Here is a 20,323-nt window from a genome sequence, read left to right as displayed (position 1 = left end):
CCATGAAGGCAGCACCCGAGGACCAGGTCATCCTCCTCGACGTCCAACGACTCGACAACGACGTCACCCGCATCGCGCACCGCATCACGTCGCTGCAGAAGGGCGACCAGCTCACCGGGCTCGGCACCAAGGCCGCCGGACTGCGCAGCGAACTCGTCGCCGCCACCGGCCTGGTCGAGGACGCCGAACGCGAGCTCGCTCGCCTGGAGTCCGACACCGCCACTGCGCAGGCCCGCGTCGAGCGCGACACCACGATGCTGCAGAACGTGTCGAACTCGAAGGACGCGACCGGTCTGCAGAACGAGCTCGAGTCGCTGCAGCGCCGCATCGGTGGCCTCGAGACCGCCGAGCTCGAGGTCATGGAGAACCTCGACGGCCTGCGCGCCCGGGTCGGCGACATCGAGGCGCAGCTCGCCGACGTCGAGGCCGCGCGCTCCGGCCTGGTCGCCGAGCGTGACGCCGAGATCGCGCGGCTGTCGTCCGACCGTGCCTCTGCCGAGCAGGCCAGGGCCGACGTCGCCGCGAAGGTGCCGGCCGAGCTGCTCGCGCTCTACGACCGGCAGCGTGCCCGCTACGGCTTCGGTGCGTCGCTGCTGCAGGGCGGGGTGTCGACGGCGTCGGGCGTCGCGCTGAACAACTCGGACCTGCAGGACATCCGCCGTGCCGCGCCGGACGACGTCGTGCTCTGCCCGGACAGCGACGCGATCCTGGTGCGCACGGCCGAGTCGGGGCTGTAGGCGCTCGCACGCTGACGACGGCAGGCGCGGTGCCAGCTGGCACCGCGCCTCCCGGCTCTCTGTTGCCGGGTCTCGATCCATGTTAGTTTGTCAGGACAAAGTCCCGAACTGCAGGAGGCACCATGCCGCTCGTCCGTATCGACCTCGCCACCGGCCGCACGCCGCAGGCGGTGCGCGCCATCGCCGACGCGATCCACACGGCCATCGTCGACGTCTACGGGATCCCGCTGCGCGATCGCTTCCAGATCGTCACGGAGCACCCGGCGGGTCAGATCATCGCCGAGGACGCGGGGCTCGGCTTCGAGCGCACCGACGGCGTGGTGATGATCCAGGTCTTCACGCAGCGTGGGCGCACCGACGAGGCGAAGACGACGCTGTACGCGGCCGTCCACGACGCTCTGGCGGCGATCGGTGTGGCGTCCGAGGACGTCTTCATCGGCTACGTCGAGAACGGCCCGCAGGACTGGTCGTTCGGGTTCGGGCGCGCACAGTACGTGACCGGCGAGCTCGGCGTGCCCGCGCCCGCCTGAGCGGGGGCGTCCTGCGCCCGCTCGCTCCGGCCCCGGCCCGAGGTTCCGAAATCTTGGCATCTCGAGGCGTCCGGCGCTCGTCCGTGGAACCTCGGCGTCACGCACACGGCAGTTCGTGGAACCTCGACGTCACGCGGACAGCACGAACTGCCTACTTGTCGACGAGGGTGACCTCGAACGAGTAGCGGTCGGGGCGGTAGCAGTGCACGCCGTACTCGACCGCGCGGCCCGAGGCGTCGTACGCCGTGCGGCTCATGGTGAGCACGGGGTCGCCGTCCTCGATCTCGAGCAGACCGGCCTCTTCGTCGGTCACCGCGCGGGCACCGATCCGCTGCTTCGCCACCCGCATCGTCACACCGCGGCCTCGGAGCAGCTGGTAGAGCCCGTGGTCCTGCAGGTCCTGGTCGGTGATCTCGAGGAACTCCGGCGGCAGGTAGTTCTCGAGGATCGCCATCGGGACGTCCTCGGCGAACCGCACGCGGCGGATGTGCGCCACGATCGTGCCGGGCTCGATGCTCAGGGCTGCGGCGACCTCGTCCGAGGCAGGGACGTCGTTGCGCTCGAGGAGCTTCGTCGCCGGTGCCTGTGATCCCTGGGCCAGGTCGTCGTACAGGCTCGTGAGCTCGACCTTGCGGGTCACCGGGCCGTGCACGACCTGTGTGCCGATGCCGCGGCGGCGGACGAGCAGGCCCTTGTCGACGAGGTCCTGGATCGCCCGGCGGATCGTCGGGCGGGACAGCCCGAGGCGCTCGCCGAGCGCGATCTCGTTCTCGAGACGGGCGCCGGGAGGCATCACGCCGGAGCGGATCGACTCCTCGATGCGCGAGGCCACCTGGAAGTAGAGGGGCATGGGACCCGACCGGTCCAGGTCCATGAACAGGTCGGACGGCAGCTGGCCTTCGTTGGTCATCGCGGTCCTTCGGGGAATTGCGGGTTCGGCAGCGATGCCGAGGGATTGTCGTGACAATACCACCGGGTGCCCTGCTCCCCGGTGTGCCACTCCCGTCAGTGCTCGACCGCAGCCTTCAGCTTGGCGAGGCCCTTCTCGAAGTCGCCGCCGAGGAACTTGTCCATGTTGACGAACACGCCCATCACGCGCGACATCAGGTTCTGCGGGCTCGTCATCGACCAGACGACCCGCGTGCCGTCGGTCGCTTCGTGCAACCGGAACGCCACCGCGCTCGACGACTTGAACGGTGCGGTGAACTGCAGGTCGACGTCGACCTCGGTGGCATCGACCCGGGTGATCGCCATCGATCCGGCACCGGCCTTGCGGTTGCCCTTCCAGCTGTAGGTCGAGCCGACCGCCCCCGGTTCACCGGTGTACGTCCGGTGCAGCGCGGGATCCTGCCCCTCCCACGGCGACCACTCGACCCAGCGGTGCAGGTCTGCCAGGTACGGCGTGATGTCCGTGGCGCGAGCCGTGATGACGGTCTCGCGTTCGATCGTGGTGGGCGCTGCCATGCGCTGAGCGTAGTGCCGCGGTCGAGGGCGCGACAGGGGCCTTCGGCTCGGCCGGCTCGGCCGACTCGGTGACCTCGGTCAGCTCAGTCGGCGAACACCATCGGGCGGTTCGACAGCCGTGGCTGCGGCGTCGAGGCCTTGGGCTTCTCGGCACGGGCCCGGACCGGGGCGATCGTCACCCGGGTCGCTGCCCCCAGGGCCTCGACCGTGTCGGTGCCGTGGTGGCCGGCAGCGTGGATGACGATCGCGGCGCACGCTTCGGCATCGGCGGCGGCGTCGTGGTGCTGGAAGCCCTCGAACCCGGCAGCCATCGCGGCGACCGGCAGTCGGTAGGAGTCGAGCGTGTAGGTCTTGCGGGCCACCGCGAGCGAGCACATCGAGTGGTGCTCGGCGAGGTCGATGCCGGTGGCCGAACAGCCGCCGGCGATGACGCCCATGTCGAACCGAGCGTTGTGCGCGACCAGGACGTCACCCTCGGCGAAGGCCACGAGGTCGGGGTACTGCTGCTCCCACGTCTTCGCCCGGACGACGTCCTCGGCGACGATCCCGTGGATCCGGGTGTTCCACTCGAGGAACGCGTCGTGTCCGAACGGCGGGCGGATGAACCACGACGCCCGGTCGACGACCCGGCCCGCGCGGACCTTGACGAGTCCGACGGAGCACGCACTGGCGGGCGAGCTGTTCGCGGTCTCGAAGTCGATCGCGGTGAAGTTCAACGGCACGGTTCCGATCGTCGCACGGGGCGCCGACATCGCCGGAAGCCGCCTCGGCGTTGCGGCCGGACGCTCAGCGGCGTCGTGCCGAGCGGGAACCGCTGCGCCGGCGTCGTGCCGTCGCTCGCCAGGTCGCCGTCCGACGGGCTCGTTCGCGCTTCCAGTACGGCGCGAGCAGGGTGCCCACCATCTCGAACGCCACCGCGACGCCGTCCAGTCGCCAGCGCAGCGGCAGGCGCTCGACGTGTTCGGTGAGCCCGGCGGTCAGATCGCCGGTGACGACTGGGAACCCTGCGTCCCGGGGGAGGGGTATCCCGAGGAACCGGTCTTCTTCGGCGTAGTCGATCGTGTCGTCCTCGGGGTCGTAGACGACCAGGACGTCCGCCTCGAGCTCGGCCATCGCGTCGTGCAGCTGCTCGAGCTCAGCGCGGGAGGCCTGCTCGAGTGCGGCGAGGGTCTCCGGGGCGAAGCGCTGCCGCAGCGCCGGTGCTCCCATGCCCACCGAGTGCACACCGCGCTCGTCGCGTTCGAACCACATCGACGTCCTCCTGTTCCGTCGCCCGGTCCGGACGACGGGGTCCACGCTGCCACGACCGGCTCGCGCCGGTTCTGACGGACGGACTGGAGGCCCGGGTCGGCTCCGGCGGGCCGCCGCCGGTAGGCTCTTCTTCCGTGGCTCTCACCATCGGAATCGTCGGTCTCCCGAACGTCGGCAAGTCGACCCTGTTCAACGCCCTGACCAAGAACCAGGTCCTCGCCGCGAACTACCCGTTCGCGACGATCGAGCCGAACGTCGGGGTGGTGAACCTGCCCGACTCGCGGCTCGACCGGCTCGCCGAGCTCTTCCACTCGGAGAAGACCGTGCCCGCGCCGGTGTCCTTCGTCGACATCGCCGGCATCGTCAAGGGTGCGAGCGAGGGTGAAGGGCTCGGCAACAAGTTCCTCGCCAACATCCGTGAGGCCGACGCCATCGCGCAGGTCGTCCGCGGCTTCACCGACGACGACGTCGTGCACGTCGCGAACAAGGTGTCCCCGAAGGACGACCTCGAGGTCATCAACACCGAGCTGATCCTCGCCGACATGGAGACGATCGACAAGGCGCTCCCGCGGTACGAGAAGACCGTGAAGCTCAAGCAGGCCGAGCCGATCGTGCTCGAGACCGCTCGCGAGGCCCGTGCCGCGCTCGAGCAGGGCACCCTGCTGTCCGCGACGAAGATCGACCTCGCGCCGATCGCCGAGCTCGGACTCCTGTCCGCCAAGCCCTTCATCTTCGTGTTCAACGTCGACGAGGCGATCCTGACCGACGACGCCCGCAAGGCTGAGCTAGCCGCGCTCGTCGCCCCGGCCCAGGCTGTCTTCCTCGACGCCCAGGTCGAGTCGGAGCTCATCGACCTCGACCCCGCCGACGCCGCCGAGCTGCTCGAGTCGACCGGCCAGACCGAGTCCGGCCTCGACCAGCTCGCACGCATCGGCTTCAACACCCTCGGGCTGCAGACCTACCTGACGGCCGGTCCGAAGGAAGCCCGTGCGTGGACGATCGGCAAGGGGTGGAAGGCGCCCCAGGCTGCCGGCGTCATCCACACCGACTTCGAGAAGGGCTTCATCAAGGCGGAGGTCATCTCGTTCGGCGACCTGGTCGAGACCGGCTCCATCGCCGAGGCCCGCGCTGCCGGCAAGGCCCGCATCGAGGGCAAGGACTACGTCATGCAGGACGGCGACGTGGTGGAGTTCCGCTTCAACAACTGACCCCGCCGTGGGTGCGCCAGGATGAGCGCATGACGAACCCACAGGCAGGTTGGTACGACGACGGTTCCGGCACCATGCGGTGGTGGGATGGTTCGGCGTGGACGGAGCAGGTGCAGCCGAAGGCACCTGGCGCGCCCGGTATCGGCGGAGTGATCGACCGTATCCAAGCGGAAGCCGCGGCGGGCGGACAGCCTCGTCCGGCGCAGAACGGCATGAGCTACGTCGTCCTGCAGGTGGTCCTGCGGGAGAAGTTCTTCGGGACGGGGTCCGGCAACCTCACCGAGCTGGAGAAGGCGATCAATGCGCAGGCTGCGCTCGGCTACCGGCTGCACACGATCACGACGGCCTCGTCGGGCAGTACTGGGTTCGGTGGCGGAGACCGACTGCAGGCGACCATGGTGTTCGAGCGGATCAACTGAGCACCCAGGACCGGCCGATGGCGCGCACGGTCAGAGCGGCACAGCTTCGTAGAGGACGTGTGCGAAGTGCTCGTCCTCCCCGACGTCATCGGTGAGGACGTCGACTTCGAAACCGGTGATGCGCTCGACCACGTGGGCGAATCCGCCGAGGTCGAACAGCGAGGCCACGGGCGTCAAGCTGACCAAGAGGTCGATGTCGCTGTGCTCGGTGTCGTGACCTCGAACCGCCGATCCGAAGACGCGGACGTTCTCGATGTGGAAGCGCTTCGCCTCGTCGAGGATCGTGTCCGCGAAGACCGCGAGCGGAATGCTCGGTCGGGTGCGAGCAGCAGTGAGGATGCGCTCGAGAGACTCCGGGCGGGGTCGGCTCCGTCCGCTCTCGTATTCGGAAAGCTCCGGAAACTCCACTCCCGCGACTTCGGCGAGGTCGGCCCGCGAGAACCCGATGTCCTCGCGCGCAGCACGGATGAGTTCCGCTGCGCGGTCGATTCGCGTCGTCGCTTCCACCACGATCATCGACTGTAGGTGGATCGCGTCGGCTTCGGGAGGGAGTCGAGGGGCTAGATTCAGACCGTCCGAGCGCCCGAGGAGGCCCCATGTCGTACGTCGTCGACTTCGTGAACGTGTCCACGGTGGGTCTGGAGTCCTCGCCGGTCGCCGACGCACTCGCCGGGCTCCGAGCCAACGAGGCGCGGTACTTCGCGAACAAGTACGACCACGTGTTCACCACGCACGCCGCAGCTGACGTGCCGGACCTGGTCGCATACGTGCGGCGGGTCCTCGAGGAGGAGCGCGGGCTGGTCATCGCGTCGCCACCGCTCGAAGCCACGGAAGCCCTGGTCGACGGCGTGCGCTGGACGTACGTGTTCTACGAGTCCGGTCTGGCGATCAACGTGCTCTACACGCTCGAACCGGGCGGCAAGCGTGCGGTCGGCTTCAAGCTCTCCGACGGCATGGAGGTGCCCGAGGAACTCGCCGACAAGTTCAAGTTCGCCCGGCAGAAGTCGAAGCTCGCCGGCACGATCCGCGGCTCGTTCTTCGTCGTGAAGGGCGAGTACTGACGTCGCGAAGCAGCCGTGCATGCAAAATGTTTGGTACGGCAGGCCACGCTGATCGACCCTGGTCACCACGAACCGGTGATGAAGGGCAGGGCATGGGCTATGACGGCGACTCTGGTGAAGACTGCGGTGATGCACGGCCTGTACGTCGGGTTCACGGGCGACAGCTCCCGAGCGCGGGCGATGCGGTTGCTGCTGAACGAGAAGCGGGCGTCAGCAGCACAGCGAGCGGCAGCCGAGGAGAGGCGGACGCGAGCGTCCTCAACATCGCTGCAACGGAGATGTTCAGTGGACCGGTAGCGTCCCCGCGTGTCCTTGCCGAGTACGAGCAGCTCGTTCCGGGAGCGGCCGAGCGGATGATCGGCTGCCACCTCCGCTCCGAAGCGGTCGCTGCTGACGCCGTCGAGCGTCTGAGCAGAGCGGAGGCAGTCGCCGTCCTGACGGGTGTCATCGGTGCGCAGGTGCTCACCGTCGGAGCGCTCATCGCGGGGGCGATCCTCATCTCGGCCGGTCACACCGTCGGAGCGCTCGCAGCGATCGTGCCCGGCGTGCTCGGTGCGGCATCGCAGGTCGTCGCTGCGGCCCGTCGAGGTGGATGACCGTCGCACGGCCGGTCGCAGGTACGACGAAGCGCCGCCGGGACAGCCCGGCGGCGCTTCGCGTTCGTCCTGGTGGAGCCTAGGCCGCGAGGGCCATGTCGCCTGCGTGCACGGACTGTGCCTGCAGCAGGGTTCGGCTGGCCTCGCCGGCCCAGGAGCGGCCCGGGACGGTCCAGCCGGCTTCGCCGACGGCGTCCAGACGGGTGCCGCGGGTGACGAAGGTCTGCAGGTCGTCGGCCGCGATGCGGACGAGGTACTCGCGCTGCGAGCGGTCGTCACGCACGGGGAACTCGGCGATGCGGTCAGGGGTGATCGTCGGGGCCGCGAGCGCGGTCCCGAACACGGTGATTCGTTCGTTGCTGGTCATGGTGCTGTACTTCCTGGTCATTCGGCGCCAGGGCGACTCGGTGTCGGCGGACGTCTCAGTCCGGCGCGACGCATCGAGTGCGGGGCGCGCACGTCGAGTTTCAACGTGCTGCTGATCCGTTCGGATCAAGCGGTGGTCTCGGTTGGAATGCGACTCGGGTGAGTCGGTCTCGAGACGTTGGTGTGCGCGAGTCAGATGGGTTCGCTGCAGTGCACCAACAAAGAACTATACGCACCCGAAGCGCAGAAGTCCAGCGCAGACCAGGAACACGGTTCAGGACGCCAGGAACGCGTCCCATCGCGCGCCACCTGCAGCCACGTTGCCGGAGCCGTCGAGCCGAGCAGCTGCCGAGGACGGCTTGCGCGAAGCCTGCGCGTGGATGAGCTCGTCGAACGCGCCGGAGAACCCGAGGCGGGGCAGTGCCGTGGCGACCGCGTGCAGGTCCTCCGTGGACCACCTGGAGAACCCGGCACCGGAGACGTCGAGCGAGGTGGCGACCTCGAGCAGGTGCCCCTCCACGTCGACCGCGGGGTCGACGGAGGTCCACATGTGCCGCTCGATGACCTCACCGACGCGTCGAGCGCGGGCTGCGTCCCACCCGGCGCCGAGGGCGAAGACGGAGCCCATGGCGCCGCCGGCGTCTTCGAACGGCACGGCGTGGGCGTCGAACGACGGTGTCACGCCGAGGTCGTGCAGCATTGTGGCGACGAAGAGCAGTTCACGGTCCGGCTCGAGGTCGACGGTCGGTGCGAGCAGGACGGCCCACGCCCACGAGCGCAGGCAGTGGTTCACCAGCGCGGGGGACGACCAGGTGCGGACGACGTCCAACGCCCGTGCGGCGACGGGGGAGGGCGGGGTGAGCAGGGCTTCGACGTCGAGCGGCATGGCACGACAGTAGCGGTGCGGCGGAGCCGTAACGGCGCGGAAACGTGCCGGGCCCGAGCCGGAAACAGCGCACCGTTAGCTTTCGGATCACTGAGTACCCGCTCAGCACCCGACCTCCTCCCGAAGGACCTGCACCCATGCAGCACCGCCTCCGGCTGCGCCCTCGCGCGACGATCGTGTCCTCGACACTCGTCGCCGCCGGGGCGATCGGCCTCGCCGCCCTGACCGCCTCGCCGGCCCAGGCAGCACCGACCGCGACGACCGCGACCATCGACGCCCCCACCACCGCGACCGTCGGCACCGCGTTCGACGTGGACCTGACGATCCCGGCGACGACCGACGTCTACGCCTACGAGATCACCCTCGACACCGATGCGGACTCCGTGTCGTACGTGGAGGACAGCGTCACCGGTCCCGACGGCGGCTTCGACAGCGTCGAGCAGGACGGCGACGCCCTGACGATCGTGCACACCCGCCTCGGGACGTCCCCGGCACTCAGCGGCGACCTCGCTGCCTCGATCGGCCTGACGCCGACCGCGCCGGGCAGCGTCGACCTGGCGGTCACGAGCATCACGCTCGTCGGCTCCGACGGCACCTCGACGACCCTGACCGACCCGGCGAGCACCACGATCTCGATCGCTGCAGCGGCGACGGCCACGCCGACGCCCACCCCGACGGGCACGCCCACCCCGGGCGCCACCGCCACGGCCGACCCGGGCACCGGCGCGGGCGACCCCGACCCGACGACCACCGCCGGCCCGACCAGCGGCGCCACCGCCGTGGGCGCAGCCGGTGGCGACCGTCCGACCGGCGGAGAACTCGCCTGGACCGGCGTCGACGTCGCGCCGTGGATCGCCGCGTCGCTGGCCCTCCTCGCCGCCGGCGGGACCCTGATCACCCTGCGTGCGCGCCGCGCCCGCCGCGAGCGCACCGGAGCAGCCGAATGACCGCCACCAGCCGGAAGCGCACGGCCGTCGCCGGCGCCTCGCTCATCGCCCTCGTCGGCACCGTCCTCGCCGCGACCCCCGCGATCACCGCCGCAGCAGCACCGGCAGCCGTGGACGCCAGCCCAGCAGCGATGCTCGCGCCGTACTACACGGACCTCGACCTGACCGGCGACGACCAGGTCACGAAGGCCGACCTCGCGGTGCTCACCGAGCACCTCGGTGCGACAAGCGCCAGCGGTGACTGGGCGACGGTCAGCGCCGCGGACTCCGACGCCGATGGCACGATCACCGTCGCGGACGTCGCGGCTCTGTCCCAGCGGATGATCTACGACGACGGTCCGTTCACGCTCGTCGAGGCGTCCACCATCGACATGCAGGCCGCGATGAACGCCGGGGTCACCACCTCGGTCGCCATCACGCAGGACTACCTCGACCGCATCGCCGCGTACGACCGCACGAAGGTCGACTCCGCGTCGACCGGCCGCGCGCTCAACTCGATCGTCACGACGAACGCCGAGGCCCTCGCTGCAGCGAAGACGGCGGACACCGAGCGTGCCGAGCACGGCATGACGAGCATGCTGCTCGGCGTGCCGATCGCGGTGAAGGACAACTACGACACCAAGGACATGCCGACCACGGGCGGCTGCGGCTGCTGGGACGACAACCAGACCGACACCGACGCCACGATGGTCGCCGGACTGCGCGGCGCCGGTGCGGTGATCCTCGCCAAGGCCAGCCTCGACGAGTTCGCCTACGGCTTCGTCTCGGAGTTCTCGTCGAACCAGCCCGCCGGTTCGTCCCTTCTGGTCGCCAGCCCGTACAACACGGCGCAGACCGCCGGTGGCTCCAGCGGTGGTACCGGTGCGGCGATCGCGGCGAACCTCGCCGGCATCGGGTTCGGTACCGACACCGGGGGCTCGATCCGCATCCCGTCGACGTACAACCAGCTCGTCGGCATCCGCCCGACGGTCGGTCTGGCCAGCCGCGACGGCATCATCCCGCTCGCACTGTCGCAGGACACCGGCGGGCCCATCGCCCGCTCGGTGACCGACGCGGCCGTCGCGCTCGACGCCGTCACCGGCGTGGACGCGGCCGACCCCGTCACGAGCGCCCAGTCCGGCAAGGTGCCGACCTCGTACACGTCCTCGCTCGACGCCGACTCGCTCGACGGCGCCCGCATCGGCTACGTCACGTCGATGGTCGGCACGAACGCCACGGCCAAGCGACTGTTCGACGCGTCCGTCGCGAAGCTCGAGGCCGCTGGCGCGACCGTCGTCCCGATCACCGCGACGACGGCGTTCAACCGGGTCCTGTCCGAGGGCAGCGGCAGCACCAACGAGTTCAAGCACGACCTGGACGAGTACGTCGCGAAGCACCTCGACCCCGACGTGACCGCCCGGTCGCTGCAGGGCATCCTGGCCTCGGGCGAGTACGTGCCGAGCCGCAAGTCGACCTACGAGTCCCGCGACCTGATCACCGACGCGCAGTACCAGGCGTGGGCCGGGCCGACGGGGTCGCACACGACGCAGCTCGCCACCGGCAAGCTGCTCGTCACCCAGATGCTCGACGACCAGGACCTCGACTCGCTCATCTACCCGTCGGGCACGCCCTACGGCACGCAGTCGACGAACATGCGTCTGAGCCCGAACACCGGCATGCCGGCGATCACCGTCCCGATGGGGCAGGCGACCGCGGCCGACGGCACGATCACCGGCGCCGGCGTGAACCTTGAGTTCCTCGGCCGCTCGTTCGACGAGAGCACGCTGATCGGCCTCGGCTACGCCTTCGAGCAGGAGACGAAGGCGCGCACCACGCCCGCGCTGTACCCGGCGCTCGGCTGAGCTGAGCGGGTCGCGATCGCGACCACATGCAGACGGGAGGCCCGGTGCCAGCTGGCACGGGGCCTCCCGTCCGTCTGCTCCGTCAGTTCAGGGTCGGGGTGTCCTCCGGCACGACGCCGTCGGCGTACAGGTCGGTCGCCAGGTCGCGGAGCGCCCGCAGCGCGACGCGCTGCGTGAGCGGACCGTACGAGATGCGGGCGACGCCGAGGGCCTCGTACTCGGCGGCGGGCAGGGCTCCCGGCAGACCGATGACCGACAGCTTGCCGCGGCCGAGGCCCGCGACGAGCTGCTCCACGACGTCGCGCTGGATCGCGCCGGGCACGAAGACGAGCGCGGCGCCGTTGTCGAGGAACGCCTTGCCGCGTGCGATGGCGTCCGCGATGCTCTCGTCGATCGGACGGTCGCCGCCGCGGGCGATCGCGTCGGTGCGGGCGTTCAGCTGGAAGTCGACGCCCTCGGCCTGGGCAGCGGCCGTGATCGCGGCGACCCGGGCGACGGCCTCGTCGAAGGGACGCAGGCGGTCCTCGACGTTGGCGCCGACGATGCCGGAGCCGATCGCGCGGCGAATGGTCTCAGCCGGGTCCTCGTAGCCGTCGTCGAGGTCTGCGGTGACCGGCAGGTCGGTCGCGGCGGCCACGATCGCGGCACCCGACAGCGCGAGGTCGAGGGGCATCCCGCCGTCCTCGTACCCGTACGACGCGGCGATCGAGTGCCCGGCGGTGGCGATCGCCTTCGTGCCGGGCAGGTCGCTGACGACCTTCGCGGTGATCGCGTCCCACACGTTCACGACGCGGAGGATCTCCGGGGCTTCGTGCAGCTGCTTGAGGGTGGTGGCCTTGTCGGCGGTGCTCGTGCTCATGGGACCGACAGTAGGCGGGGCGACGCCCCGCGTCCCAGGGTGCGCGGAAGACGACGCTGGATGACAGGCGGGCTCGCGCCGGGCCTCCCGGTCGGTGCATGCTGGGACGCATGGCGAGCGACGAGCAGGACCCGGTCGGCACGCTCCGCGGGGTCCGTACGAGCATCAAGTGGACGCGGTACGCGCCCGACGTGCTGCCCCTGTTCGTCGCCGAGATGGACCACGACGTTGCGCCGGAGATCCGGCAGGCCCTGATCGAGCGCGTGTCGCAGTCGGACCTCGGCTACCTCGACGGACCCGGGCCACTCGCGCCCGCGTTCGCGCAGTTCGCGCTCGACCGCTGGGGCTGGGAGATCGATCCGTCCCGCATCCACCTGGCCACCGACGTCAGCGTGGGGATCGTCGAGTCGCTACGGCTCGCGCTGCCCGACGGCGGTCGCGTCGCGATCACGCCGCCGGTGTACCCGCCGTTCTTCGAGCTCGTCGACGAGGCCCGATGTCAGGTGGAAGAGGTCCCGCTGCTCGAGCAGTGGGGGCAGTACCGACTCGACCTCGAGGGACTCGAGCGGGCGTTCGCGAGCGGGGTCGGCGTCTTCCTGCTCTGCAACCCGCACAACCCCGTCGGCCTCGTGCACGACCGCGCCGACCTGCTCGCGATCGCCGAACTCGCGGCGAAGTACGACGTGCTCGTCATCAGCGACGAGATCCACGCACCGTTGACCCACCCGGGCGTGCAGTTCACCCCGTTCGCGGCCGTCGCCGAGTCCGTCGGAGCCCGCAGCGTCTGCGTGACGTCGGCGAGCAAGGGATGGAACCTCGCAGGCGTGAAGTGCTCGATCATCGTCGCCGGTGACGACCGCACCGCCGCACTCCTCGACACGCTGTGGGAAGAGGTCGCCTGCCGCACGAGCATCCTCGGGCTGCACGCGAACCTCGCCGCGTTCACCGTCGGGACCACCTGGCTCGACGACGTGGTGTCCCGGATCGTGGCCAACGACCGGCTGCTCGCGAAGCTCCTCGCCGAGCACCTGCCCGGCGTCGTCTACACGCGGCCGCGCGCCGGGTACCTGGCGTGGCTCGACTTCCGGGGGATCGGGCTCGGCGACGACCCGGCCGTTCCACTGCGCGAGAACGCCTACGTCGCGCTGAACTCCGGGCTCGGGTTCGGGAGCGAGGGGCGCGGGTTCGTCCGCCTCAACCTGGCGTGCTCACCGGAGACGCTGCGCGAGGCCGTGTTCCGCATCGCCTCGGCGTACCCGTCGAGTGCGCAGGAGGGGCTGGTCTGGCACGTCGCGTGAGCGCGTGACGGTGATGCGTCCAGGAGGCACGGGTCGGCTCAGGTGGGTCGGCGCGCCTCGATCAGGTGGCGCGTCGAGTGCGCCACGAACGGTCCGTCCCGCTGGATCAGGTCGTGCAGGTCGAGCAGGCGGTCGCGGTACCGCTCGACGGTGAAGTCGGGCACCCACCAGATCACCTTCCGGAGCAGGTAGACGACCGCGGCGACGTCGTGGATCTCGATCCGGGTCCGCGCCGTCCGCAGCTCGACGACCTCGAGTCCGGCGGCGCGTGCTGCGTCGGCCTCGTCGTCGTGGTGCCGTCCGCGCCGCTCGACGGGCTTCGGGCCGAGGAAGAACTCGATCAGCTCAAAGACGCTCGCCGGGCCGACGTGCTGGGCGAAGTACGTGCCGCCGGGAGCAAGGACCCGGGTGATCTCGTCCCAGTGGATCGCAGCGGGGTGCCGGCTCGTCACGAGGTCGAAGGCGCCGTCGGCGAAGGGCAGCGGCGGCTCGTCCAGGTCGGCGACGACGACCACGCCGCGCGGGTGCAGGTGCCGTGTGGCGGTGGCGACGTTCGGCGCCCAGGACTCCGTCGCGACCGCGGTGGCCGGGAACGCCGGCGCCTCGGCGAGGACCTCACCACCGCCGGTCTGCACGTCGAGGCTCGCGGTGCCGGAGACCCCGGCGAGGCGACCGAGTCGCTCGCCGAGGAGCTTCGCGTAGCCCCACGGCGGGCGTTCCTCGGTGGCGCGGCCGTCGAGCCACGAGAAGTCCCAGCCGGTGACGTCGGCGGCTTCGCCGATCGCGATCAGGTCGTCGAACGTGGTGGTGCTCATGCCGTCCATCTTGGCTTCGAGACGGAGCAGGAACGAACACCGGTGATCCCCGACGTGAGTCCGAGGTGGGCTGGATATATCGCCATCTGCAACTTGACCGATCGGATTTCGGTGCGGAAGACTCGTCCGGAGACTTGAAGGCACGATCCTGAGTGGCTGTGACCTTGCAGCGTCCGGATGCCGAGCGGCAGGAGAAGAGTTCTGATGACCACGGAGTCTGCGGCTGATTGGCGGCCGATCTTCGCTGCTCTTGCCAATGACGACATGCGACGCGTGTACTCGGAGGTCGTGCTCGAGCGTGCGCCGATCGTGGACCCGACGGTTCAGCAGTCGGCACGGACTCGACGAGCGGTGGAAGCGCTGCGCCGCGTCGGGCTCATCGAAGAGGAAGACGGCGTGCTGGTCGCGCGCAGCGATCCTTTCTCCAGCGCGCTGCGCGCCCGAGCTCACGACAAACCGGATGGCATCGGCCGGTTCGTGCGTGATGGGCGGATCGTGCAGTACCCGGCACGCCCGTCAGATCGGATGGAGCTCCTGCGGTGGGTGGCCGACCAGGCGCTGGAAGAGGGAGAGACGCTCAGTGAGCAAGCGGTCAACGCGCGGCTCAGCGCGTTCCATGACGACTCTGCGGCACTCCGCCGGTACCTGGTCGACGCCGGGCTCGTCGATCGAGATCGTGCCGGAAGTGCGTACAAGCGCATGCCCAAGGTGTGCGCCAAGGAAGAGGCGACGGTGAGCCGTCACGTCGTCCGTGCTGAACGCTCCGCGAAGTACTGGGTCATCTCGATCGACGGCGTCGTCCGGACACAGGCGAAGCGTGAGCGCGAGATCGAGGTCATGGCCCGAGACTGGCTCGCGTTGATGAACGAGCGCGAGCCTGAGTCGTTCGAGCTTGAGATCGATGTGACGCACGCGCGTGCTGCAGGAGGTCGCTGCTCGCGCTGAGGTCGCCTCGTAGCCTCGTGAGCGCCCGGGTCAGTCGATGTACTGGTTGCGCCCGACGACGCGGATCTGCAGGTCGTCGGTGCGGTCCATCGCCAGGATCTCGCGGGCGACGAAGCCGACGGCCGGCCAGCGGTCGACCTCGGTGACCATGAAGCCGTCGATGAACACCTGCCACGCGCCGCGCTCACGGACCGCCTGCACCTCGTACGTCGCCATGTCGCGAGCGTACCGAAACGGCTCTGCCCTCAGCGCAGTTCGAGCGTCATGTGCACGTCGGCGCGGACGTACGGGCTCGGCATGAGCTCGTCGTCGCGCAGGTGCCGGAAGCCGAACGCCTCGTACAGGTGCACGGCGCTGGCCAGCTGCGCGTTGCTCTCGAGGTCGACCCGCTGCGCACCGAGCTCCCGGGCGCGGTCGAGTGCAGTGGCGATGAGCTTCCGACCGGTGCCGTGCCCCTGGTGCCCCGGAGCGACGGCCATCTTCACGAGCTCGAACACCCCCGGCGTCGTCGGGACGATGCCGATGCACCCGATCACCTGGTCGTCGAGTCGTGCGACGAACACGGCGCCGCCGGGCTCGACGACGTGACCGACGGGGTCGCCGAGGAACTTGCGGTCCTCGTCCTCGAGCGCGAAGAACTGCGTGATCCAGGCCTCGTTGAGGACGCGGAACGCCTCGGCATCGGCGGGGGTGGCGAGGTCGGCGATGGTGACGGTGGAGATCGCTTCGGGCATGCGTCCATCCTCCGATCCCGATGAGGTCGCGTCCAATACTCGTTCGCTTCGATCGATAGGCTGCGTGCATGGATCGGGATCCGGACGTCGACCTCCGTCAGCTTCGCGCGTTCCTGGCAGTGGCGGACGAACTGCACTTCGGGCGCGCTGCAGAGCGCCTCCGCATCGCACAGCCCGCGCTGTCCCAGCAGATCCGCCGCACGGAACGCGAACTCGGCGTCGACCTGTTCGTCCGGACGAGCCGCAGCGTCGCCCTCACCGCCGCCGGCCAGGCGCTGCAGGGGCGTGCGCGGTCGCTGCTCGGGCAGGTGCGCCGTGACCTCGACGAGACGGTCCGGGTGGGGCGGGGTGAGGCCGGCCGGCTCGACGTCGGGTTCGTCGTCTCCGCGCTGCCCCTCGGGCCGATCGAGCGCGTGCAGGCGTTCCGTGCGCGGTACCCGCTGGTCCGTGTGGACCTGACCGAGGGCTACTCGTCGACGCTCCTCGCCCGGATCGTGCGGGGCGAGCTGGACCTGGCCGTCGTGCGCGACCCGGACCCGGACCCCGCTGTGCGGCTGCTGCCGTTCCGGACCGAGGCGTTCGTCGCGGCGGTCCCGCGCGGACACCGGCTCGCGGGCCGTGCGGCCATCCGCGGCACCGAGCTCGTGGACGAGCCGTTCGTGTTCTTCCCGGCCGTGGCCGGTTCGCTCGCGACCGAGCGGAACCTCGCCCCGGTCACCGCCGGTGGCCGACGGCCCGTGGTCGTGCAGGAGGCCACGACCTGGGCCACCGTCCTGCACCTGGTGGGTGCGGGACTCGGCGTGACCGTCGCTCCGGAGAGTGCCGCGCTCGCCGCACCGGACACCGTCGTGCTGCTGCCGCTGACCGACAGCGATCACCGCAGCGAGCTGTCGTGGGCGATGCGCGCCGACGACGACCGCGAGATCCTGCGGAACTTCGTCGAAGCCGACTGAGCGACGTCCGGCAGGAAGCGCTCCGCTCAGCCGAGCGCGAGGACCGGCGCCCGGTGGTCGCCGAGCTCGTCGACGTGCCACGGCCGTGCACCCCGCAGGGTCAGCCCGAGCTGCACGAGCACGAACCCGACGTGGGGTTCGACGTCCGGGTCCCACGGCCCCTCGACCCCGAGGCCGAACGCACCGAGTTCGTCGTCGGCCTCGTCGCGCAGGGTGAGGCGCCAGCGGCCGTCGCCGAGTTCCTCGACCACGGCCCAGCGGGCGGTGCCGAAGCGGCTCACGCCGACTTCATGATGTCCGCGGTGAAGTTCTGGACGCGCTGCAGCAGCGAGGCACCGCGCATCGCGATCGTCGCCGGCGGGTTGAGGTGCGGAGGAGCGGTGCGGATGAGCATCGAGCACCCGAGGTCCTCGCAGATGTAGGTGCCGATCGTGTTGCCGTTGCGCCCGGCCTCGCCCGCACGGGGAGCCGAGAACAGCCGCACCTGCGTCGCCGGCTGCGGGGAGTGGCAGAACGAGCACATCGCGGCGATGCCGGCGCGCAGGGACCCGCCCGCGGACCGGACGATGATGCCCACGGGGCGGTCGTCGATCCAGGACACGATGTACCCGCGGCGGGCGGCCTGCGGGTCGCGCCAGCCCAGGAACTCGCGCTCGTCCCAGAGCATCTCGTGCAGGCCGGGGATCGGCAGCTGCTCGAGCTCGTCGGGGGTGGCGTTGACGAACGAGGATCGGATGTCGGCTTCGGTCAGTGGCTTCACGGTCCGATCACCATATGCCTCGCCTCCGACACGCGCCCGCTCAGGACAGACGGGAGGCCCGGATCGCCCCGAGCGCGCTGCTCTCGTCCGCCACCAGGACGGCCCGGCGCAGGGCGTCGCGTCCGACACGTCGGGCCGCGGCGTCGTCAGCGGCGAACTCCACGAGGACGCGGGTCGAGCGCGCCATGGCGCGCGCACCGGGCACCCACGGGACCGCACGCTCGATCGATTCGGCGACCGCGACCGCAGCCGCGTGGTGCTGGGTCAGGTGGGCGCGCTCGTGGGCGACCACGGCCTCCAGTTCGTCCGTCCGCAACCGGTCCGCCAAGCCGGTGCTGACCAGCACCCCGCCGCTCCGCCCGGGCACCGCGCAGGCCAGGGCGTGGTCCGCGTCCACGACGGCCACCGGGGTGCCGTCGATCTCGCGGTGCGGCGCGACGCCGGAGCGCATGGCCTGACGGACGGCCTCGTGCTCGGGCCCGGGCCGGACGCGCACGGCGACGACGAACGCGATGACCGCGAGCAGTGCGACGCCGACGTTGAAGCCGTGCGTGGGGGAGCCGTCACCGCCGAGGAGCTCGGTGAGCGGGCGGTCGGCGAGCACGACGAGCGCGATGCCGGCGACGAACCCGACGACGCCGAGCAGCACCGCGAGCGACCAGCACACCAGGGCGGTGCGCGGCCGGTCGATGGTCCAGGCGGACCGGGTCAGCACCCTCGGGGCGAACACGACCACCAGCAGGGCGAGGACGATGAGCGCGATGCCGGCGACGACCACGGAGCGGCCCCGGTCAGGAACGTGCGCGGGCGTCGAGGGCGCGGCGCAGGGCCTCGAGGTCGTCGGAGGCGAGCGAGCCGGTGAACTGCAGCAACGCTGCTTCACGGTCGGCCGAGGCGGCGAGCGCACTCGACATGAGGGACGCGGTCTGTTCGTCGCGACTGTGCACGGCACGGAAGCTCAGCGGGGCGTCGTCGTGCTCCTGCCGCTCCACCTGCCCCTTGCGGCCGAGCCGGTCGAGGACGGTGAGCACCGTGGTCAGCGCCGGTCGGGGCTCCGGGAAGGCATCGAGCACCTGTCGTGCGGTGAGGCCGTCGGTCACGGAGCGGAGCGCGTCGAGCACCGCTTGCTCGAGCTGCCCCCTGGGGCGTGATCGCTGTCCGGCCATCCCCGCATTCTACGAGATGTCGAAGGCCGGCACGCGACACACGTTCGTAACGCGGTCTCGGTATGCTCGGCGCGGACAACTGAACACACCGGCCGCTCATCCGTCGCGGGAGACGCCGTGCAGTGCCCACGGGCACATCGTGCCCTCGGGCGCGCGCACGGCACCGAAGGAGCAATCCCCCCGTCAATCTCTCAGGTCCCACACCGCAGCGGACAGGCCACTCTGAAAAGCAGACGCTCAGTCGTCTCGCCCACGGTGAAAGCCGCCGGACCTCACGGGCCGCGGTGAAACTCTCAGGCCCATGACAGAGGGGGAGTTCCACCCGGCGATCGTCGCCGGGCCCTGCTGATGCCAGGAGAACTCCGCCATGAGTCCGACGCCACTGCGTTCGTCCCCGCTCGAACCCGCGCACGAAGCCGCCGGTGCGACCTTCACCGACTTCGCCGGGTACCGCATGCCCGTGCGCTACTCGTCCGACCTCGCCGAGCACCACGCGGTGCGCCAGTCGGCCGGGGTCTTCGACCTGTCGCACATGGCCGAGATCGGCGTCACCGGTCCGGACGCCGTCGCGTTCCTCGACCACGCGCTCGCCGGGTCGTTCGGTGCGATGCCACTCGGCCGCGCGAAGTACTCCCTGCTGCTCGCCGAGGACGGCGGGATCCTCGACGACCTCGTCGTGTACCGCACCGACGACGACGTGTTCCTCGTCGTCGCGAACGCCTCGAACCGCGAGGTCGCCGTCGCCGCGCTGTCCGCGCGCACCGACGGCTTCGACGTCGCGGTGTCGGACGACTCGGACAGCACCGCACTCGTCGCGATCCAGGGCCCCGCGGCCGCCGGCACGCTCGACGCCCTCGTCGTCGCCGACCGCCTGCAGCCGGAGAGTCCGCTCGACGACCTCGGCTACTACCGCGCCCTGCACGCCGTGTTCGACGGCTCCGAGGTGCTCGTCGCCCGCACCGGGTACACCGGCGAGGACGGCTTCGAGCTGTACAGCGCACCCGAGGTCGCCCCGGCGATCTGGGACGCGCTGCTCGAGGCCGGCGCCGACCGCGGTGTCGTCCCCGCCGGACTCGCAGCGCGCGACACCCTGCGGCTCGAGGCCGGCATGCCCCTGTACGGACACGAGCTCGGCACCGACGTGCGCCCCGCCCAGGCAGGCCTCGGCCGCGTGGTCGCGAAGACCGGTGACTTCGTCGGCGCTGCCGGGGTCGCGCCGTCGAACGACGCCCGCGTGCTCGTCGGGCTCGTCACCGAGGGCCGCCGCGCCCCGCGTGCCGGCTACGACGTGGTGCACGACGGCACGGTCGTCGGCACCGTCACCTCGGGTGCCCTCTCGCCGACGCTCGGCCACCCGGTCGCGATGGCCTTCGTGGACCCGGCGCTCGCCACCGAGGGACAAGTCCTGCACATCGACGTCCGCGGAACGGCCATCCCCAGCACCGTCACCGCGTTCCCCTTCTACCGCCGTCCTCAGAAAGGCTGAT

General features: G+C 70.6%; 27 protein-coding genes and 1 riboswitch. Of the genes, 12 read left to right on the top strand and 15 right to left on the bottom strand.

The features are described 5' to 3' along the window. The first annotated feature begins 2 nt into the window (after positions 1-2). Positions 3-737, top strand: coding sequence for a zinc ribbon domain-containing protein (locus ITJ60_RS13590; RefSeq protein ID WP_123340505.1), 735 nt, complete (start codon positions 3-5; stop codon positions 735-737). Positions 738-859: 122 nt separating this feature from the next. Continuing rightward, a complete protein-coding gene (locus ITJ60_RS13585; RefSeq protein ID WP_194648270.1) occupies positions 860-1,267 on the top strand; it encodes a tautomerase family protein in 408 nt (135 codons plus the stop codon). A gap of 151 nt (positions 1,268-1,418) precedes the next feature. Here ITJ60_RS13585 and ITJ60_RS13580 read toward each other — a convergent pair whose 3' ends face one another. The 4 genes from ITJ60_RS13580 to ITJ60_RS13565 form a co-directional block, all read right to left on the bottom strand. Then, on the bottom strand, positions 1,419-2,177 hold the full coding sequence (locus ITJ60_RS13580; protein ID WP_123294141.1) for a GntR family transcriptional regulator: 759 nt from the start codon (positions 2,175-2,177) through the stop codon (positions 1,419-1,421). Positions 2,178-2,272: 95 nt separating this feature from the next. Beyond that, the gene (locus tag ITJ60_RS13575) at positions 2,273-2,731 is read right to left on the bottom strand and encodes an SRPBCC family protein (RefSeq protein WP_194648269.1); all 459 of its coding nucleotides are present in this window, start codon (positions 2,729-2,731) and stop codon (positions 2,273-2,275) included. Between the two features lie 83 nt (positions 2,732-2,814). Continuing rightward, a complete protein-coding gene (locus ITJ60_RS13570; RefSeq protein ID WP_123294211.1) occupies positions 2,815-3,453 on the bottom strand; it encodes an exonuclease domain-containing protein in 639 nt (212 codons plus the stop codon). Positions 3,454-3,517: 64 nt separating this feature from the next. Then, on the bottom strand, positions 3,518-3,982 hold the full coding sequence (locus ITJ60_RS13565) for a hypothetical protein (RefSeq protein WP_194648268.1): 465 nt from the start codon (positions 3,980-3,982) through the stop codon (positions 3,518-3,520). 134 nt (positions 3,983-4,116) lie between these two features. Here ITJ60_RS13565 and ychF point away from each other — a divergent pair, with 134 nt between their 5' ends. Both ychF and ITJ60_RS13555 read left to right on the top strand, forming a co-directional pair. Beyond that, complete coding sequence (gene ychF / locus ITJ60_RS13560; protein WP_194648267.1) at positions 4,117-5,190, top strand: redox-regulated ATPase YchF; 1,074 nt, start codon at positions 4,117-4,119, stop codon at positions 5,188-5,190. A 29-nt stretch (positions 5,191-5,219) separates the two neighbouring features. Next, a complete protein-coding gene (locus ITJ60_RS13555; RefSeq protein WP_194648266.1) occupies positions 5,220-5,609 on the top strand; it encodes a DUF2510 domain-containing protein in 390 nt (129 codons plus the stop codon). Positions 5,610-5,639: 30 nt separating this feature from the next. Here the strand turns inward: ITJ60_RS13555 and ITJ60_RS13550 are convergent, their stop codons facing one another. Then, positions 5,640-6,119, bottom strand: coding sequence for a nucleotidyltransferase domain-containing protein (locus ITJ60_RS13550; protein WP_307860881.1), 480 nt, complete (start codon positions 6,117-6,119; stop codon positions 5,640-5,642). 86 nt (positions 6,120-6,205) lie between these two features. Between ITJ60_RS13550 and ITJ60_RS13545 the strand changes: the two genes are divergently transcribed. Together ITJ60_RS13545 and ITJ60_RS13540 are read left to right on the top strand one after the other, a co-directional pair. Beyond that, positions 6,206-6,670, top strand: a complete 465-nt coding sequence (locus ITJ60_RS13545; protein ID WP_194648264.1) for a phage tail protein — start codon at positions 6,206-6,208, stop codon at positions 6,668-6,670. Positions 6,671-7,023: 353 nt separating this feature from the next. After that, positions 7,024-7,266, top strand: a complete 243-nt coding sequence (locus ITJ60_RS13540; RefSeq protein ID WP_194648263.1) for a hypothetical protein — start codon at positions 7,024-7,026, stop codon at positions 7,264-7,266. 79 nt (positions 7,267-7,345) lie between these two features. On the opposite strand, the gene ITJ60_RS13535 is transcribed toward ITJ60_RS13540, so the two are convergent. Both ITJ60_RS13535 and ITJ60_RS13530 read right to left on the bottom strand, forming a co-directional pair. Next, the gene (locus ITJ60_RS13535; RefSeq protein ID WP_111084949.1) at positions 7,346-7,633 is read right to left on the bottom strand and encodes a hypothetical protein; all 288 of its coding nucleotides are present in this window, start codon (positions 7,631-7,633) and stop codon (positions 7,346-7,348) included. A gap of 273 nt (positions 7,634-7,906) precedes the next feature. Then, positions 7,907-8,518, bottom strand: coding sequence for an HD domain-containing protein (locus ITJ60_RS13530; RefSeq protein ID WP_194648262.1), 612 nt, complete (start codon positions 8,516-8,518; stop codon positions 7,907-7,909). A 137-nt stretch (positions 8,519-8,655) separates the two neighbouring features. On the opposite strand from ITJ60_RS13530, the gene ITJ60_RS13525 reads away from it, so the two are divergent. Beyond that, the gene (locus ITJ60_RS13525) at positions 8,656-9,465 is read left to right on the top strand and encodes a hypothetical protein (protein WP_194648261.1); all 810 of its coding nucleotides are present in this window, start codon (positions 8,656-8,658) and stop codon (positions 9,463-9,465) included. Next, entirely contained in the window at positions 9,462-11,306 is a 1,845-nt protein-coding gene (locus tag ITJ60_RS13520) for an amidase family protein (protein WP_194648260.1), read from the top strand. Before ITJ60_RS13525 ends, ITJ60_RS13520 begins: the two co-directional genes overlap by 4 nt. An 82-nt stretch (positions 11,307-11,388) precedes the next feature. Here the strand turns inward: ITJ60_RS13520 and ITJ60_RS13515 are convergent, their stop codons facing one another. Further along, on the bottom strand, positions 11,389-12,165 hold the full coding sequence (locus ITJ60_RS13515) for an isocitrate lyase/PEP mutase family protein (RefSeq protein WP_123294130.1): 777 nt from the start codon (positions 12,163-12,165) through the stop codon (positions 11,389-11,391). A 110-nt stretch (positions 12,166-12,275) separates the two neighbouring features. Here ITJ60_RS13515 and ITJ60_RS13510 point away from each other — a divergent pair, with 110 nt between their 5' ends. Continuing rightward, entirely contained in the window at positions 12,276-13,463 is a 1,188-nt protein-coding gene (locus ITJ60_RS13510) for a MalY/PatB family protein (protein WP_228510226.1), read from the top strand. 38 nt (positions 13,464-13,501) lie between these two features. On the opposite strand, the gene ITJ60_RS13505 is transcribed toward ITJ60_RS13510, so the two are convergent. After that, positions 13,502-14,278, bottom strand: coding sequence for a class I SAM-dependent methyltransferase (locus tag ITJ60_RS13505; RefSeq protein WP_194648258.1), 777 nt, complete (start codon positions 14,276-14,278; stop codon positions 13,502-13,504). Positions 14,279-14,482: 204 nt separating this feature from the next. On the opposite strand from ITJ60_RS13505, the gene ITJ60_RS13500 reads away from it, so the two are divergent. Then, positions 14,483-15,223 (top strand): DUF2087 domain-containing protein, encoded by a 741-nt coding sequence (locus ITJ60_RS13500; RefSeq protein WP_194648257.1) that lies wholly within the window; start codon positions 14,483-14,485, stop codon positions 15,221-15,223. Positions 15,224-15,253: 30 nt separating this feature from the next. Here the strand turns inward: ITJ60_RS13500 and ITJ60_RS13495 are convergent, their stop codons facing one another. Together ITJ60_RS13495 and ITJ60_RS13490 are read right to left on the bottom strand one after the other, a co-directional pair. Next, positions 15,254-15,439 carry a hypothetical protein gene (locus ITJ60_RS13495; protein WP_123313312.1) on the bottom strand — a complete coding sequence of 62 codons (186 nt, stop codon included), beginning with the start codon at positions 15,437-15,439 and terminating at the stop codon, positions 15,254-15,256. Between the two features lie 29 nt (positions 15,440-15,468). Beyond that, on the bottom strand, positions 15,469-15,957 hold the full coding sequence (locus tag ITJ60_RS13490; protein ID WP_194648256.1) for a GNAT family N-acetyltransferase: 489 nt from the start codon (positions 15,955-15,957) through the stop codon (positions 15,469-15,471). A gap of 68 nt (positions 15,958-16,025) precedes the next feature. Between ITJ60_RS13490 and ITJ60_RS13485 the strand changes: the two genes are divergently transcribed. Continuing rightward, positions 16,026-16,910, top strand: coding sequence for a LysR substrate-binding domain-containing protein (locus tag ITJ60_RS13485; RefSeq protein WP_194648255.1), 885 nt, complete (start codon positions 16,026-16,028; stop codon positions 16,908-16,910). A 26-nt stretch (positions 16,911-16,936) separates the two neighbouring features. Here ITJ60_RS13485 and ITJ60_RS13480 read toward each other — a convergent pair whose 3' ends face one another. The 4 genes from ITJ60_RS13480 to ITJ60_RS13465 are packed head-to-tail and all read right to left on the bottom strand — an operon-like array spanning position 16,937 to position 18,836. Beyond that, positions 16,937-17,191 (bottom strand): hypothetical protein, encoded by a 255-nt coding sequence (locus ITJ60_RS13480; protein WP_111084959.1) that lies wholly within the window; start codon positions 17,189-17,191, stop codon positions 16,937-16,939. Next, positions 17,188-17,670, bottom strand: a complete 483-nt coding sequence (locus ITJ60_RS13475) for an FBP domain-containing protein (RefSeq protein ID WP_123673093.1) — start codon at positions 17,668-17,670, stop codon at positions 17,188-17,190. The genes ITJ60_RS13480 and ITJ60_RS13475 overlap by 4 nt, the downstream gene beginning before the upstream one ends. Positions 17,671-17,710: 40 nt before the next feature. Next, complete coding sequence (locus ITJ60_RS19355; RefSeq protein ID WP_111084961.1) at positions 17,711-18,448, bottom strand: M48 family metalloprotease; 738 nt, start codon at positions 18,446-18,448, stop codon at positions 17,711-17,713. 13 nt (positions 18,449-18,461) lie between these two features. After that, complete coding sequence (locus tag ITJ60_RS13465; RefSeq protein ID WP_111084962.1) at positions 18,462-18,836, bottom strand: BlaI/MecI/CopY family transcriptional regulator; 375 nt, start codon at positions 18,834-18,836, stop codon at positions 18,462-18,464. Positions 18,837-19,048: 212 nt separating this feature from the next. Beyond that, positions 19,049-19,154, top strand: a riboswitch (glycine riboswitch). Between the two features lie 49 nt (positions 19,155-19,203). Between ITJ60_RS13465 and gcvT the strand changes: the two genes are divergently transcribed. Beyond that, on the top strand, positions 19,204-20,322 hold the full coding sequence (gene gcvT, locus ITJ60_RS13460; protein ID WP_194648254.1) for a glycine cleavage system aminomethyltransferase GcvT: 1,119 nt from the start codon (positions 19,204-19,206) through the stop codon (positions 20,320-20,322). The last annotated feature ends 1 nt before the right edge of the window (position 20,323 follow it).

It is taken from the genome of Curtobacterium sp. VKM Ac-2884 (assembly GCF_015350945.1).
Lineage (GTDB): Bacteria > Actinomycetota > Actinomycetes > Actinomycetales > Microbacteriaceae > Curtobacterium.
Note: the sequence above shows the minus strand (reverse complement) of the source record. Positions and strands in the feature narration are given on the sequence as shown.

Excerpts from the sequence above, each read along its gene's own strand:
- ITJ60_RS13590 (WP_123340505.1), top strand. The coding sequence starts at position 3 with ATGAAGGCAGCACCCGAGGACCAGGTCATCCTCCTCGACGTCCAACGA.
- ITJ60_RS13585 (WP_194648270.1), top strand. The coding sequence starts at position 860 with ATGCCGCTCGTCCGTATCGACCTCGCCACCGGCCGCACGCCGCAGGCG.
- ITJ60_RS13580 (WP_123294141.1), bottom strand. The coding sequence starts at position 2,177 with ATGACCAACGAAGGCCAGCTGCCGTCCGACCTGTTCATGGACCTGGAC.
- ITJ60_RS13575 (WP_194648269.1), bottom strand. The coding sequence starts at position 2,731 with ATGGCAGCGCCCACCACGATCGAACGCGAGACCGTCATCACGGCTCGC.
- ITJ60_RS13565 (WP_194648268.1), bottom strand. The coding sequence starts at position 3,982 with ATGTGGTTCGAACGCGACGAGCGCGGTGTGCACTCGGTGGGCATGGGA.
- ITJ60_RS13555 (WP_194648266.1), top strand. The coding sequence starts at position 5,220 with ATGACGAACCCACAGGCAGGTTGGTACGACGACGGTTCCGGCACCATG.
- ITJ60_RS13545 (WP_194648264.1), top strand. The coding sequence starts at position 6,206 with ATGTCGTACGTCGTCGACTTCGTGAACGTGTCCACGGTGGGTCTGGAG.
- ITJ60_RS13540 (WP_194648263.1), top strand. The coding sequence starts at position 7,024 with ATGATCGGCTGCCACCTCCGCTCCGAAGCGGTCGCTGCTGACGCCGTC.
- ITJ60_RS13535 (WP_111084949.1), bottom strand. The coding sequence starts at position 7,633 with ATGACCAGCAACGAACGAATCACCGTGTTCGGGACCGCGCTCGCGGCC.
- ITJ60_RS13530 (WP_194648262.1), bottom strand. The coding sequence starts at position 8,518 with ATGCCGCTCGACGTCGAAGCCCTGCTCACCCCGCCCTCCCCCGTCGCC.
- ITJ60_RS13525 (WP_194648261.1), top strand. The coding sequence starts at position 8,656 with ATGCAGCACCGCCTCCGGCTGCGCCCTCGCGCGACGATCGTGTCCTCG.
- ITJ60_RS13520 (WP_194648260.1), top strand. The coding sequence starts at position 9,462 with ATGACCGCCACCAGCCGGAAGCGCACGGCCGTCGCCGGCGCCTCGCTC.
- ITJ60_RS13515 (WP_123294130.1), bottom strand. The coding sequence starts at position 12,165 with ATGAGCACGAGCACCGCCGACAAGGCCACCACCCTCAAGCAGCTGCAC.
- ITJ60_RS13510 (WP_228510226.1), top strand. The coding sequence starts at position 12,276 with ATGGCGAGCGACGAGCAGGACCCGGTCGGCACGCTCCGCGGGGTCCGT.
- ITJ60_RS13505 (WP_194648258.1), bottom strand. The coding sequence starts at position 14,278 with ATGAGCACCACCACGTTCGACGACCTGATCGCGATCGGCGAAGCCGCC.
- ITJ60_RS13500 (WP_194648257.1), top strand. The coding sequence starts at position 14,483 with ATGACCACGGAGTCTGCGGCTGATTGGCGGCCGATCTTCGCTGCTCTT.
- ITJ60_RS13495 (WP_123313312.1), bottom strand. The coding sequence starts at position 15,439 with ATGGCGACGTACGAGGTGCAGGCGGTCCGTGAGCGCGGCGCGTGGCAG.
- ITJ60_RS13490 (WP_194648256.1), bottom strand. The coding sequence starts at position 15,957 with ATGCCCGAAGCGATCTCCACCGTCACCATCGCCGACCTCGCCACCCCC.
- ITJ60_RS13485 (WP_194648255.1), top strand. The coding sequence starts at position 16,026 with ATGGATCGGGATCCGGACGTCGACCTCCGTCAGCTTCGCGCGTTCCTG.
- ITJ60_RS13465 (WP_111084962.1), bottom strand. The coding sequence starts at position 18,836 with ATGGCCGGACAGCGATCACGCCCCAGGGGGCAGCTCGAGCAAGCGGTG.
- gcvT (WP_194648254.1), top strand. The coding sequence starts at position 19,204 with ATGAGTCCGACGCCACTGCGTTCGTCCCCGCTCGAACCCGCGCACGAA.